The sequence below is a fragment of the Ciceribacter azotifigens genome, from assembly GCF_048159625.1.
Classification (GTDB): Bacteria; Pseudomonadota; Alphaproteobacteria; order Rhizobiales; family Rhizobiaceae; genus Allorhizobium; species Allorhizobium azotifigens.
In genome coordinates, this window is record NZ_JBLQTA010000004.1 from 385,846 (window position 1) to 399,625 (window position 13,780).

The following is a 13,780-nucleotide window of genomic DNA, read 5'->3' on the forward strand; positions in this document are numbered from 1 at the left end:
GATCAGCTCCCGAGCAGGAGCTTCTTGCCGGCACGGGAAATCCAGGAACCGGCATTCTCACGCGGCTCCAGACCACCGGTTTTCAGGAGCTTGTAGGAGTCGGCATACCACTGGCTGTCGGGGTAGTTGTGCCCGAGAACCGCCGCGGCGGTCTGCGCTTCCTCGACGACGCCGAGCGCGTAATAGGATTCCACGAGACGTGCAAGCGCCTCCTCGACCTGGTTCGTCGTCGGATACTTCTCGACGACGACGCGGAAGCGCGAGATCGCCGCCAGATATTCCTTGCGCTCCAGATAGTAGCGGCCGATCTGCATTTCCTTGCCGGCGAGCTGGTCGCGCGCAAAGCGGATCTTCGCCTGCGCGTCGTCGACGTATTCGGAGTCCGGATACTCGTCGACCACCTTCTGCATCGCCTCGATCGTCTGGTTCGATGCCTTCTGGTCCTGCGTCACGTTGGTGATCTGCTTCCAGTAGGAAAGACCGACGAGATACTGCACATAGGCCGAGTCGTCCGCGCGCGGGTAGAGACCCAGGTAGCGCTTGCCGGTCGCGGTCGCTTCCGTATAGCGCCCGAGCCGGTACTTGACGAAGGTGCTCATCACCAGCGCCTTCTGCGACCATTCCGAGAAGGGGTGCTGGCGGTCGACGGCGTCGAACTTGCGCCCGGCCTCAGCCATGTTGCCTGCCTTGATGTTGGCAAGACCCTGATTGTACAGCACTTCCGCCGGCTCGCTCTCGGCGGCGAGCTTCGTAATGTCGATGTCGGGATCCGACTGGCACGACGCCAGCAGGGAACCTGTCGCCGTCATCATCAAGAACACGCTGGCAATCCGAGCGGCGTTTCTAAGCATTCCCGACTTGACTTCACTCATTCGACAGTTCCCGATTGCAGCGCCGCGTGAATACCGCCGCTTCCAACTGGCGTTTCTAGCCATAAAAGCGTGAGGAGAGCAACGCAATGATGGTGATTTGACGCAATTTTGTGGCAAGGCGCCGAGGAAATCCCGAATTTGGACGATCGCACACAGCCGCTTCGCCGCAGTTCGTCTCTTCCCCGTCTTCGAAAAAAGAAAAGCCGCCTCGACGGGCGGCCTTTCGCATCATCTGTCCGGGGTCAGGCGGACCAGGGCGCGAATTCCGGAACGTTGACCGCCACGAATTCGCGGGCGCGGACCTGCTGGCTGCGCACCGGCGCTTCCACGACCTCGTAGGCGCTGCGATCATCGAGCAGGGCCTTGAGCGCATTGGCGTTCAGCTTGTGGCCACCGCGATAGGACCGGTAGCAGCCGATGAACTGCGCACCCGCCATGGCAAGGTCGCCGACGGCGTCGAGCGTCTTGTGGCGAACGAACTCGTCGCCGGCATAACGCAGGCCTTCCATGTTGATGACGGTATTGTCGTCGGAAATGACGACCGAGTTTTCGAGCGACGAACCGAGCGCAAAGCCAGCGGCCCACAGCCGCTCGACATCGCGCATGAAGCCGAAGGTGCGGGCACGCGACAGCTCGTTGCGGAAGGCCGCAGCCGTCATCTCGCCCTGCCACATCTGGCGACCGATCAGCGGACTGTCGAAATCGATCTCCACCTCGAAGCGGGTACCGTCATGCGGACGGAACTCGGCCCAGGACGCGCCCGATTCGATGCGCACCGGCTTGGTGACGCGGATATAGCGGCGCTTCACGCCGAGATTCTTGACGCCGACCTGGTCGATCGCCTCGATGAAGGGCGCCGAGCTGCCGTCCATGATCGGCATTTCCGCCCCGTCGACCTCGATGATCAGGTTGTCGATGCCGAGCGCATAGATCGCCGCCATCACATGCTCGACCGTGGCGACCGAGGTGGCCGGCGAGGTGCCGAGCACGGTGCAGAGATCGGTATTCCCGACCTGCGTGGAAACTGCCCGCAGTTCCGTCACCGTTCCGTTGCCATGCTGGCGATGGAACACGATCCCCGTACCGGCCTCGGCCGGGAGGAAGCTGATGGTTACTGGCGTCCCCGAATGCACGCCGATCCCGGTCAGCGTGACCGGCGCCGCGATGGTGGTCTGAAAACCCAGCAATCCGATTGCCATAGAAGAGTGCCTTTATCTGCTGCGGCAGAGCGTTTCGCCTAGCGAATGCGTCTGCCGCTTTATTGTCTGGGGCCATGACATCGGAATTGCTACCGAATCCAGCCCTGTCCCGATCCCATACATATGGAGCGCGCCTCGATAGCACAAATCACTGTTTCTTTCGCATTGTTACGAAGGCAAACAATTGGAACCATTGCACAATCACTGCTCCTTCGCCGGTGCGAAAACAGAAGCGCCCGGGCCTTGCGACCCGGGCGCCAAAATCACTCTGCGACAAGCCTCAGTTCGACTGGCGGCGCAGGAACGCCGGGATTTCGAGCTGATCATCCTCATGCGCGACGCGCGTCTGCGGAACGGTGCGGCCCTGGTCGTCGAGCTGGCCGCGGCGCGGCGCATAGAGGCTCGCTTCCGGAGAGAGCGGACGGCGCTGCTGCGAGGCGGCGGCCGGGGCGGACGCCGTCATGTCGGCGTTGACCGGCTCTTCCTCGTGATGACGGCCGAGCGAGCTCGTGATCCGCTTGAGGAGACCCATCGGGCCGCGCTCGTCCTGCTGTGCCGGAGCGGCACTCGCGCGGTGGTCCATCTCGGCGCGGACGACCGGCGGGAAGTCCTCCACCTTCGGCATGCGGACCTGCTCGACCGTCTGGCGGACCGGCTGGGCGACCGGTTCGACGCGGACCGGGGCAGCCTCGACCGGAGCAACAGGACGGCTCATGACCGGAGCCGGAGCGGCAACCGGTTCGCGAACGACGGGCTGCTGCGGAGCGGCCGGTGCGGTGAAGAGCTTGCTCTGCGGGCGGAATTCCGGCTGGGCCGGAGCTGCGACCGGTGCCGGAGCCATCTGGCGGGCCATGGCGATCTCGAGCTCACGCTCCATTTCCGCCTCGGCGGAACGGATGGTGTCGGCAACCGGGTCGGCGGCCTTCGGAGCCTGTGCCACGACGGGGCGAGCCGGCGCCGGAGCCGGAGCGACGGCTGCGGCCGGGCGCATGATCGGCCGGGCGGCCGGTGCTTCGTAGGTCTTCGGAGCCATGGCACCGGCGGTGCGGTCGATGCCGGTCGCGACGACCGATACGCGGATGATGCCTTCCAGCGCTTCGTCGAAGGTGGCGCCGAGGATGATGTTGGCGTCCGGATCGACTTCCTCGCGGATGCGGGTCGCGGCTTCGTCGACTTCGAAGAGCGTGAGGTCGCGGCCACCCGTGATCGAGATCAGGAGACCCTGTGCACCCTTCATCGAGGTCTCGTCGAGCAGCGGGTTGGCGATTGCCGCTTCCGCCGCCTGCATCGCGCGGCCGGGGCCGGAGGCTTCGCCGGTACCCATCATCGCACGGCCCATCTCGCGCATCACCGAGCGGACGTCGGCGAAGTCGAGGTTGATCAGGCCCTCCTTGACCATCAGGTCGGTGATGCATGCCACGCCGGAGTAGAGCACCTGGTCGGCCATGGCGAAAGCGTCGGCGAAGGTGGTCTTGTCGTTGGCGATGCGGAAGAGGTTCTGGTTCGGGATGACGATCAGGGTGTCGACGGACTTCTGCAGTTCCTCGATACCGGCTTCCGCAAGGCGCATGCGGCGCTGACCTTCGAAATGGAAGGGCTTGGTGACGACACCGACGGTCAGGATGCCCTTGTTGCGGGCGGCCTGGGCAACGACCGGAGCCGCACCCGTGCCGGTGCCGCCGCCCATGCCGGCGGTGACGAAGCACATGTGGGTGCCGTTCAGGTGATCGATGATCTCGTCGATGCACTCCTCGGCGGCTGCACGACCGACTTCCGGCTGCGAGCCGGCGCCAAGACCTTCGGTGACATTGGCGCCGAGCTGGATGATGCGCTCCGCCTTCGTCATGGTCAGCGCCTGCGCGTCGGTATTGGCGACGACGAAGTCGACGCCCTGGAGGCCGGCGGTGATCATGTTGTTGACGGCATTACCGCCACCGCCACCGACCCCGAATACCGTGATCCGAGGCTTCAGCTCGGTGATGTCTGGCTTCTGCAGCTTAATGGTCATGTTACCCGTTCCTTTTTTCTCCGGCCGCATCGCCACGCCGGCCTGATCTCTTCAACTCTTCTTGCCTTGCGCCGCCACGGCGAGGCAGAAACTCAAAAACTCTCTTTCAGCCATTGCCCGACACGGGCGATCCGGCTGTTCCCGTTGCTGAAGGGCGAGAACAACCCGCCCTGCCCTGCATGCGTCTCCTGGTCCGCGACCTGCGGGTAGATCATGAGACCGACCGCGGTCGAGAATGCCGGCCCCTTGGCCGCCACCGGCAGGCCGGCGACCCCCATCGGGCGACCGATCCGCACGTTGCGCGCGAGCACGCGGCGGGCGGCTTCCGGAAGGCCCGTCAGCTGGCTGGCGCCGCCGGTCAGGACGACGCGCTTGCCGACGACCGGGCTGAAACCGGACTGCTGGATCCGGTCGCGCAGCATTTCGAGAATTTCCTCGATACGCGCGCGGATGATTCGCGTCACCAGCGAACGCGGCACCTGGGTCGGCTGGTCGCGATCGTCCTCGCCGATCGGAGGAACGGAGATCACGTCGCGTTCGTCGGTGCTGTTGGAGAGCGCCGAGCCGTGCACGACCTTCAGGCGTTCGGCATCCTCGATGCGGGTCGACAGACCGCGCGCGAGGTCGGTAGTGACGTGGTGGCCGCCGATGGCGATCGCATCGGTATGGATGAGCTTGCCTTCGGCGAAGACCGAGATGGTCGTCATGCCGCCGCCCATGTCGATCGCCGCGCAGCCGAGCTCGACCTCGTCGTCGACGAGAGCGGCGAGCCCGCTGGCATAGGGGGTCGCGACCACGCCTTCGACCGAGAGGTGCGCGCGGTTGACGCAGAGTTCGAGATTGCGCAGCGCCGGCCGTTCCGCGGTAACGACGTGCATGTCGACACCGAGTTCGTCGCCGTACATGCCGAGCGGATCGCGAATGCCGCGCTCGCCGTCGAGCGAGAAGCCCGTCGGCAGTGAATGCAGGACGATGCGGTCGTGGCGCTGCGACTGCTGGCCGGCAGCGACGAGAACCTTCTTCAGGTCACTCGATTCGACTTCCTGGCCGCCGAGATCGATGGTCGCCGTGTAGACGTCGCTGGTGAGCCGTCCGGCGGAAACGTTGACGATCAGGCTCTCGACGGTGAGGCCAGCCATGCGTTCGGCCGCGTCGACGGCGAGGCGGACGACGCTCTCGACGGCATCGAGGTCGGCGATCACGCCGCACTTCACGCCGCGGGAGCGCTGGTGGCCGATGCCGATGATTTCGACGTTGTGGGTACGACCCGGAAGGACGGAGCTTTCCTTGCGCGGCGTCAGCCGGCCGATCATGCAGACGACCTTGGTCGAGCCGATGTCGAGGACCGACACGACATGCGACCGCTTCGCCGAAAGGGGCTTCAGGCGCGGCAGACCGAAACTGGAACTACCGAAAAGGCTCATATGCTCTGCTCCGCCTTCTTGAGGGCCTTGGCCCGCTGTTCCAGTACCACCTGACGACGCGCCTGCGCTTCGGGCGTCAGCTGGATCGTCGTGCGATCGGGAAGCCGCAGGTCGATTGCTGCGATGTCTCGTGCAAGTACCTGCTGCTCGGCATCGAGCTTGGAGAGCAGTGCGAGCGCGTCATCGAGAGCCTCCTCGGGAAGCTTCACGACCACGCCGTTATCGAGGTGAAGATCCCACCGGCGGCTTGCGACGCGAACGAAGGCCTTCACACGACCGGCAATCTGCGGCCACTTGGCGAACTCCTGATCGACGGAAGCAGCCGCCGTCTCGGCGTCGCGACCGACGAAGAGCGGCAGCGTCGCGAACTTGTTGTCGCGCAGCGGGCCGATGACGCTGCCATTGCGCTCGATCAGCGAAAGCTCCGTGCCATGCTGCCAGATCCCATAGGCCTTGCGCTCGTGCAGGGCGACCTCAATGGTCGAAGGATAGACCTTGCGGACCTCAGCACTTTCGACCCAGGGAAGCTTGGAAAGCTGGTCGCGGGCCGCATCGATGTCGAGCGAGAGCAACGACGTCGTGCCGTCGAGCCCGAGAAGCTGCAGGATGTCGATCTCCGAGGTCTGCTCGTTGCCGGCGACCTTGACGTCCTCGATGGCAAAGCCCGCGAACGAGGTCAGCGATTGCGCGACCTGCGCCCCGTGGCCGCCCGTAACGACGCCGTAGATACCGACGAAGGAGCAATAGCCGACGAAGGAGAGGCGCCCGACATACTGCGGGATGCCGATGCGCCCGGAGCAGAGCCCAGCCACGAAGCGCGTGACACGACGCAGCGGACGCGGAAGCACCACCGCTTCGCCGGCCGGCGACGCAGCCGAAATCCCGGCCCGGGACTTATGCTTTCTGCCGCCTAGCGCAAGCACGATGCTTCCTCCACCATCCAACGAACGAATTCACCAAAGCCGAAACCGGCATGAGCGGCCATTTCAGGAACCAGCGAGGTCGGGGTCATGCCGGGCTGGGTATTGATCTCCAGCCAGATGAGTTCACCGTCTTCGGAAAACCGGTCGTCGTAACGGAAATCCGACCGACTCACGCCGCGACAGCCGATCGCCTGATGCGCCTTCAGGGCCAATTCTTGTATTTTTTGGTAAATTTTCGGTGAAATTTCCGCCGGCAACACGTGCCGAGAGCCCCCGGCAACGTATTTTGAATCGTAGTCGTAGAAGCTGTGGCCCTGCGGGACGATCTCGGTGACGCCGAGCGCCCGGTCACCCATGACGCCGCAGGTGAGCTCGCGGCCGGCGACGTAGTGCTCGACCATGACCCGGTCGCCGTAGCGCCACTCGGAAGACGTCAGCACCTGCGGCGGATGGGACTGATCCTCCTTGACGATGACGACGCCGAAGCTCGAACCTTCACGCACCGGCTTGACGACGTAAGGCGGCTTGATCGGATGCTCCGGGCCGATGTCGAAGCGCGACATCACCCGCGCTTCCGCAACCGGAATGCCGGCATTTGCCGCAACGATCTTCGCCTGCCCCTTGTCCATAGCGAGCGCCGAGGCGAGCACGCCGGAATGGGTATAGGGGATTTGGAGGTATTCGAGGACGCCCTGAATGGTGCCATCTTCACCGAAAGGGCCATGAAGCGCATTGAAGGCGACATCAGGCCGCAACTCCGCAAGCACCTGGCCGATGTCGCGACCGACGTCGATCTTGGTGACGCGGTAGCCCTCACCTTCCAGCGCCTCGGCGCATGCATTCCCGGAAGACAGGCTTACCGGCCGCTCCGAAGAAAGACCACCCATCAGGACGGCTACATGCTTGCCACTCATTTACGCCCCCGGCTCCGAAAGACCGAACATTGTTGAGGTCCGTCGCCGTTTGGGCGAGACATGACCCGTTGTTCGAGTAAAACGACATTAAGGTTAATGAAGCGTTTACTTTCGTTAACCGGCGCGCCTCGGACACGGATTTTTTCGCACGTCGAATGACGGGCGATCTGGCTATTTCATTGAAATATATTTTGTTTTTCGGATTTTCCCGAGCCGGCCAAAGGGGCCGGCCAACGGGCAGCGGAAGCGGCGCTCCGGGTGAAAAGAAGGGCCTGAAACGACAAGACGGGCGGAATCGCCGCCCGTCTTCGATGATTCCCGTGAGGACGGGCGCCGCCCGGCGCGCCCGCGCAGCTGCTTATTCTTCGGTAACGCCCATGAACGGCTTGATCTCGCGCCCCGGCATGAAGATGCCGAGTCGCTTGATCTCCCACTGCAGCTTGACACCGGAGTTCTCGAAGACCCGCTGGCGCACCGTCTCGCCGAGATATTCGAGGTCGTAGCCGGTCGCATGGCCGATATTGATCATGAAGTTGCAGTGAAGCGACGACATCTGCGCGCCGCCGATCATCAGTCCGCGGCAACCCGCCTCGTCGATGAGTTCCCAGGCCGAATGGCCTTCTGGATTCTTAAAGGTCGAGCCGCCCGTCTTCTCCTTGACCGGCTGTACGGTCTCGCGGTGATGGCGCACGGCATCCATGTCGGCGCGGATCTTCGCCTTTTCCTCGGGATAGCCCTCGAAGACGGCGCTGGTGAAGATCAGGTCCGCAGGCGCGGTCGAATGACGGTAGCTATAGCCCATGTCGGCCGCGGAAAGCACGTGGACATTGCCCTTGCGGTCGACCGCCTCGACCTCGACCAGACGCTGGGAGGTGTCGCCGCCGTTGGCGCCGGCGTTCATGCGCAGCGCACCGCCGATGCTCCCCGGAATGCCGTAATAGAAGTGGAAGCCACCGATATTGTGGTCCATAGCCATGGCGGCGATGTGCTTGTCCGGGGTGATGGCGCCGGCGCGGATGCGGTTCTCGCCCGCAAGCTCCACCTGGCCGAACCCCTTGGCGGAGAGCCGCAGCACGACGCCCGGAATACCGCCGTCGCGCACGAGCAGGTTGGAGCCGACGCCGACCACGGTGAGCGGCACCTCTTCCGGCAGAAGCTTCAGGAACGTGACGAGGTCGTCGAGGTCGTGCGGATGGAACATGAGCTCGGCGAGCCCGCCGGCCTGGAACCAGGTGACCCGGTCCATCGGTGCATCCGGCGTCAGACGCCCGCGCAATTGATTGACGCCGTCCCCGAGCGACGCCAGCAGCTTTTCTCCATCGACCTGTTTCATTTCCGACCTTCCGAAATCGCTTCCAGTTCCTTGGGCAGGGCGGCAGCCCACTGGGTTATGTTGCCCGCTCCGAGGAGTACGACGAAGTCGCCGGGTCTGGCCAGTTCCGCGATGATCGGGGCGAGACCGTCCGGCCCCGGCAGGTAGCGTGCGTCACGATGGCCGCTCGCCTTGATGCGCGAGACCAGCGCCTCGGCGTTTACCCCTTCGATCGGGTCCTCGCCCGCCGCATAGACCGGCGCCAGCATGATGCAGTCGGCGTCGTTGAAGCAGTTGGCGAAATCCTCGAAGAGGCTCGAAAGACGGGTATAGCGGTGGGGCTGGTGGATCGCAATGACCCGTCCGCTGCACGCCTCGCGCGCGGCCTTGAGCACGGCCTTGATCTCGACCGGGTGATGCCCGTAGTCGTCGAAGATCGAAACGCCGTTCCAGGTTCCGGTCAGCGTGAAGCGGCGCTTGACGCCCGAGAAGCCCGACAGTCCCCTGCGGATCGCTTCTTCCGGAATGTCGAGCCGGTTGGCGACGGCGATCGCCGCGCAGGCGTTCGAGATGTTGTGACGGCCGGGCATCGGCAGCGTCAGGTCCTTGAAGGAGAAGACCCGGCCCGTGCGCCGCCGGCGGATCTCGACGTCGAAGGTCGAGTGCGTTCCTTCGAGCCGGACGTTGGAGAAGCGGACATCGGCCTGCGGGTTCGCGCCGTAGGTGATGACCTTGCGGTCCTCGATCTTGCCGACGAGCGCCTGTACTTCCGGATGGTCGAGGCACATGACGCCGAAGCCGTAGAAGGGCACGTTCTCGACGAACTGGCGGAAGGCCGCGCGCACCGCGTCGAAATTGCCGTAGTGGTCGAGGTGCTCGGGGTCGATATTGGTGACGATCGCCACTTCCGCCGGCAGCTTCAGGAAGGTGCCGTCGGATTCGTCGGCCTCGACCACCATCCACTCGCCCTCGCCCATGCGGGCATTGGTGCCGTAGGCGTTGATGATGCCGCCGTTGATGACGGTCGGATCGAGGCCACCCGCTTCCAGCAGCGCGCCGACCATCGAGGTGGTCGTCGTCTTGCCGTGGGTGCCGCCGATGGCGATCGCGTTGCGGAAGCGCATGAGTTCGGCGAGCATTTCCGCACGGCGCACGACCGGCAGCAGCTTTTCGCGCGCCGCGACCAGTTCCGGATTGTCCTTCTTGATCGCGGTCGAGACGACAACGACTTCCGCATCGCCGAGGTTCTCCGCCTTGTGGCCGACAAAAACCTCGATGCCCTTGGCGCGCAGGCGCTGGACGTTGGCCCCATCGCTCTGGTCGGACCCCTGCACGCGATGGCCGAGATTGTGCAGCACCTCGGCGATACCGCTCATGCCGATCCCACCGATGCCGATGAAATGGACCAGGCCGATTGTCGTCGGCATTTTCATGATTTGGCTCCCTTCACATGCGCTCGCTTACCGCCGGCAATAGCCTCTACGAGATCGGCAAGCAAGTTCGATGCATCAGGCATGCCAGATCTGCGGGCGTCTGCGGCCATATCGGAAAGACGCTCGGGTTCGTTCATCGCCGCCTTGAGAAGTCCGGCGAGCCGCTCGACGGAGAGATCCCTTTGCTGGATGACCTCGGCGCCGCCGTTCGCCGCGAGTGCGGCGGCATTGGCCGACTGGTCGTGGTCGAGCGCGTAAGGATAAGGCACGAGGATCGAGGGACGCCCGACGATCGAAAGCTCGGATACCGTCGAGGCGCCGGAGCGGCAGACGACGAGATGGGCGGCGGCGATGCGGGCCGCCATGTCGGTGAAGAAGGGCGAGACCTCCGCGGTGATCCCGAGCGCCCGGTAGCGGGCGCTTACCTGCTCGGCATCCTCCGGCCGCGCCTGCTGGGTCACCGTCAGCCGGTGCCGCAACGGCTCTTCGAGGAGTGCGATAGCATCCGGCACTGCGGAGGAGAAGAACTGCGCGCCCTGGCTGCCGCCGAAGACGACGAGACGGAAAGGCTGGCCTTCCCGTGAGGCGGCGTAGGGGACGCTCGACGCGGCGGCCACCGCCGGCCGCACCGGATTGCCGGTGACGGTCGTCTTGTCCGCGTAGGTCCCGCCTTCGGGCAGGAAGCCGCCGGCGATCGCCGTCACGCGGCTTGCGAGCACCTTGTTGGCGCGGCCCATCACGGCGTTCTGTTCATGGATCGCCGTCGGCACGCCGAGACGCACCGCCGCCAGCAGCGGCGGCAGGGTCGGATAGCCGCCGAAGCCGATGACGGCGAGCGGCTTCAGCTCGCGGATCAGCCGCCGGGCGGCGCGATAGCCGCGCCAGAGCGTCAGCAGCGCCCGCGCGACAGCGACCGGGCTCTTGGAGCCGATCGTGGCGGACGGCACTGTGTGGATGATCTCGGCGGGGAACATGCCGGCATAGCGTTCGGCCCGGTTGTCGGTCACGAGATGAACGGTGTAGCCGCGATCCACCAGCGAGTGACTGAGCGCTTCGGCCGGAAAGAGGTGTCCGCCGGTTCCGCCGGCGGCGAGAAGAATGAGGCCCTTTGCCATTGCGATTTACTCCGCCGGGACGCCGTGTGCGGAGCGGAACAGGCTGCGCTCCTGCGCCCGCTTCTCCGGCCGCCGGCGCGTGAGCGCCAGGATGAAGCCCGCCGTCACGCAGATCGCGATCATCGACGAGCCGCCGTAGGAGATGAGCGGCAGCGTCATGCCCTTCGCCGGCAGGAGTTCGAGGTTCACGCCAATGTTGATCAGCGACTGGACGCCGATCTGCAGCACCAGACCCGCAACCGCGAAACGGTTGAAGTCGTTGCGCTCCTTGAAGGCGTGGTTGAGGCCGCGCAGCACCAGGAAGGCGAAGATCGAGACGAGGACGATGCAGAAGACGATCCCGAACTCTTCCGCCGCGACAGAGAAGATGAAGTCGGTGTGGCTGTCGGGGATGATCCGCTTGACCAGTCCCTCGCCCGGCCCCTGACCGAACCAGTCGCCACGGATGATCGCCTCGCGCGCGGTGTCGACCTGGAAGGTGTCGCCCTCGCCGGTCAGGAAGCGGTCGATACGGCCGGCGACGTGCGGCAGCGTCAGATAGGCGCCGACGAGGCCGGCGCCGCCGAGCCCGCCGAGAAGGACGATCCAGAGCCAGGGCATGCCGGCCATGAAGAACATGCCTCCCCAGACGACGGAAGTGAGGATCGTCTGGCCGAGGTCAGGCTGGGCGATCAGCAGTGCGGCGACCATGCCGAAGAGGATGATCGCGAAGAAATTGCCCGGGATTTCGGGCTGTCGGGCATGTTCGGCGAAAAGCCAAGCGCAGACCACCACGAAGGCGGGCTTCATGAACTCCGACGGCTGGATCGAGATGCCGGCGAGCGTCACCCAGCGCCGCGCACCCTTGACCTCTATGCCGAAGAACAGCGCCAGCACCATCATCAGCAGGGAAACTGCGAGGATCACGATCGCGGTTCGCCGCACCTGCCGCGGCGAGAGGAAGGACAGGCCGAACATCACGCCAAGCGCCGGCAACATGAAGGCCGCGTGGCGCTTGACGAAGTGGAAGCTGTCGAGGCCGAGGCGCTCGGCAACCGCCGGCGAGGCCGCGAAGGAGAGCATGAAACCGATGCCCATCAGCAGGACGAATGTCACAAGGAACAGACGGTCTATGGTCCAGAACCACTCGGCCACAGGCCCCCTCTCAACGCGGCTCACCATGTCAGTTGCCTCCTTCAGGAGCGTCGATCAGCATTTCGATCCCTTCGAGCGCCGCGACGTGGCGAACGAAGGCGTCGCCGCGGACCTCGAAGTTCTTGTACTGGTCGAAGCTTGCGCAAGCCGGGGAAAGCATCACCGCGACCGGCCGGCCATCCGCCGCCGCATCGGCTGCGGCGTGGGCGACCGCCCGTTCGAGCGTGCCGGAAATCTCGTAAGTCACCGCCTCGCCGAGCGTCGCGGCAAAGGCTGATGCCGCCTCGCCGATCAGGTAGGCCTTGGCGATGCGCGGAAAGAGCGGCGCAAGACTCGCGATCCCGCCTTCCTTCGGCAGACCGCCGGCGATCCAGTAGATGCGGTCATAGCTCGAAAGCGCAGGTGCGGCGGCTTCCGCATTGGTCGCCTTGCTGTCGTTGACGAAGACCACCTCGCCGCGGCGGCCGACCGGCTGCATGCGATGCTTCAGTCCGGCAAACGAGCGAAGCCCGGCCCGGACCTCCTCGGGGCTGACCCCGACGGCGAGACAGGCGGCGATCGCCGCCGCAGCGTTCTGGGCGTTGTGGCTGCCGCGCAGCGTCTGGATACCGTTGAGATCGGCGACGACCGACGTCGCGCCGCCATGCGCCTCGATGATCCGGTGGCCGTCATTGTAGAAACCGTCGGCAAGCGGCTGTCGCTTCGAAATCCGCACCACCCTGGTGCCGGCGCGCTCGACGCGATCGGCGATCAGCTCGCAATAGCTGTCGTCGACGCCGATCACCGCCGTGCCGCTGCCGGCGACGAGCCGTTCCTTGACGTCGGCATAGTGCTGGATCGTGCCGTGCCGGTCGAGATGGTCCGGCGTCACGTTGAGCAGGATGCCCGCGGTCGGGTCGATCGTCGGCGCAAGGTCGATCTGGTAGGAGGAGCACTCGACGACGAAATAGCGTCCGGCCTTCGGCGGATCGAGGGTCAGCACCGCCCGGCCGATATTGCCGCCGAGCTGCGTATCCCGACCGCTCGCCGAGAGGATGTGGGCGATCAGCGCCGTGGTGGTCGACTTGCCGTTGGTGCCGGTGATCGCGATGAACGGGCAATCTGGCGCGTGAGCCCTGCGCTCGCGCACGAAGAGCTCGACGTCGCCGATCACCTCGACGCCCGCGGCACGCGCAAGCCCGACCGTCCAGTGCGGCTTCGGATGGGTGAGCGGCACGCCGGGCGACAGCACGAAGGCGGCAAAGCTGCCCCAGTCGGTGTCGTGCAGGTCCTGCGTCGCAACTCCTTCGGCGGCGGCCTTCGCCACGCTGTCGGGATTGTCGTCCCACGCGAGAACCTCGGCCCCGCCGGCAATCAGCGCCTTCGCGGTCGCGAGCCCCGACCCGCCGAGACCGAAGAGTGCGACCTTCCTGCCCCTGAACGTGTTGACCGGGATCATCGCCCCCC

The 13,780-nt window shown here is 65.2% G+C and carries 11 protein-coding genes; all 11 read right to left on the reverse strand.

Annotation, left to right across the window (positions count from 1 at the left end; all coding sequences use genetic code 11):
• Window positions 1-2: 2 nt before the first annotated feature.
• Entirely contained in the window at window positions 3-812 is an 810-nt protein-coding gene (locus ACM6UT_RS09175; protein ID WP_416797090.1) for an outer membrane protein assembly factor BamD, read from the reverse strand.
• Between the two features lie 302 nt (window positions 813-1,114).
• Window positions 1,115-2,071, reverse strand: coding sequence for a UDP-3-O-acyl-N-acetylglucosamine deacetylase (gene lpxC / locus ACM6UT_RS09180; RefSeq protein WP_416797037.1), 957 nt, complete (start codon window positions 2,069-2,071; stop codon window positions 1,115-1,117).
• Window positions 2,072-2,351: 280 nt separating this feature from the next.
• Window positions 2,352-4,079, reverse strand: coding sequence for a cell division protein FtsZ (ftsZ, locus tag ACM6UT_RS09185; protein WP_416797038.1), 1,728 nt, complete (start codon window positions 4,077-4,079; stop codon window positions 2,352-2,354).
• A 92-nt stretch (window positions 4,080-4,171) separates the two neighbouring features.
• Window positions 4,172-5,503 carry a cell division protein FtsA gene (ftsA, locus tag ACM6UT_RS09190; RefSeq protein ID WP_129332522.1) on the reverse strand — a complete coding sequence of 444 codons (1,332 nt, stop codon included), beginning with the start codon at window positions 5,501-5,503 and terminating at the stop codon, window positions 4,172-4,174.
• Window positions 5,500-6,426 carry a cell division protein FtsQ/DivIB gene (locus tag ACM6UT_RS09195; protein ID WP_416797039.1) on the reverse strand — a complete coding sequence of 309 codons (927 nt, stop codon included), beginning with the start codon at window positions 6,424-6,426 and terminating at the stop codon, window positions 5,500-5,502. Before ACM6UT_RS09195 ends, ftsA begins: the two co-directional genes overlap by 4 nt.
• Entirely contained in the window at window positions 6,414-7,340 is a 927-nt protein-coding gene (locus tag ACM6UT_RS09200) for a D-alanine--D-alanine ligase (RefSeq protein WP_416797040.1), read from the reverse strand. Before ACM6UT_RS09200 ends, ACM6UT_RS09195 begins: the two co-directional genes overlap by 13 nt.
• A 358-nt stretch (window positions 7,341-7,698) precedes the next feature.
• A complete protein-coding gene (murB, locus tag ACM6UT_RS09205) occupies window positions 7,699-8,673 on the reverse strand; it encodes a UDP-N-acetylmuramate dehydrogenase (RefSeq protein ID WP_416797041.1) in 975 nt (324 codons plus the stop codon).
• A complete protein-coding gene (gene murC, locus ACM6UT_RS09210) occupies window positions 8,670-10,085 on the reverse strand; it encodes a UDP-N-acetylmuramate--L-alanine ligase (protein ID WP_416797042.1) in 1,416 nt (471 codons plus the stop codon). Before murC ends, murB begins: the two co-directional genes overlap by 4 nt.
• Entirely contained in the window at window positions 10,082-11,200 is a 1,119-nt protein-coding gene (gene murG / locus ACM6UT_RS09215) for an undecaprenyldiphospho-muramoylpentapeptide beta-N-acetylglucosaminyltransferase (protein WP_416797043.1), read from the reverse strand. The genes murC and murG overlap by 4 nt, the downstream gene beginning before the upstream one ends.
• 6 nt (window positions 11,201-11,206) lie before the next feature.
• Window positions 11,207-12,361 carry a putative lipid II flippase FtsW gene (ftsW, locus tag ACM6UT_RS09220; protein WP_416797044.1) on the reverse strand — a complete coding sequence of 385 codons (1,155 nt, stop codon included), beginning with the start codon at window positions 12,359-12,361 and terminating at the stop codon, window positions 11,207-11,209.
• Window position 12,362: 1 nt separating this feature from the next.
• The gene (murD, locus tag ACM6UT_RS09225; protein WP_416797045.1) at window positions 12,363-13,772 is read right to left on the reverse strand and encodes a UDP-N-acetylmuramoyl-L-alanine--D-glutamate ligase; all 1,410 of its coding nucleotides are present in this window, start codon (window positions 13,770-13,772) and stop codon (window positions 12,363-12,365) included.
• Between the last annotated feature and the right edge of the window lie 8 nt (window positions 13,773-13,780).

Excerpts from the sequence above, each read along its gene's own strand:
- ACM6UT_RS09175 (WP_416797090.1), bottom strand. The coding sequence starts at position 812 with ATGATGACGGCGACAGGTTCCCTGCTGGCGTCGTGCCAGTCGGATCCC.
- lpxC (WP_416797037.1), bottom strand. The coding sequence starts at position 2,071 with ATGGCAATCGGATTGCTGGGTTTTCAGACCACCATCGCGGCGCCGGTC.
- ftsZ (WP_416797038.1), bottom strand. The coding sequence starts at position 4,079 with ATGACCATTAAGCTGCAGAAGCCAGACATCACCGAGCTGAAGCCTCGG.
- ftsA (WP_129332522.1), bottom strand. The coding sequence starts at position 5,503 with ATGAGCCTTTTCGGTAGTTCCAGTTTCGGTCTGCCGCGCCTGAAGCCC.
- ACM6UT_RS09200 (WP_416797040.1), bottom strand. The coding sequence starts at position 7,340 with ATGAGTGGCAAGCATGTAGCCGTCCTGATGGGTGGTCTTTCTTCGGAG.
- murB (WP_416797041.1), bottom strand. The coding sequence starts at position 8,673 with ATGAAACAGGTCGATGGAGAAAAGCTGCTGGCGTCGCTCGGGGACGGC.
- murC (WP_416797042.1), bottom strand. The coding sequence starts at position 10,085 with ATGAAAATGCCGACGACAATCGGCCTGGTCCATTTCATCGGCATCGGT.
- murG (WP_416797043.1), bottom strand. The coding sequence starts at position 11,200 with ATGGCAAAGGGCCTCATTCTTCTCGCCGCCGGCGGAACCGGCGGACAC.
- ftsW (WP_416797044.1), bottom strand. The coding sequence starts at position 12,361 with ATGGTGAGCCGCGTTGAGAGGGGGCCTGTGGCCGAGTGGTTCTGGACC.
- murD (WP_416797045.1), bottom strand. The coding sequence starts at position 13,772 with ATGATCCCGGTCAACACGTTCAGGGGCAGGAAGGTCGCACTCTTCGGT.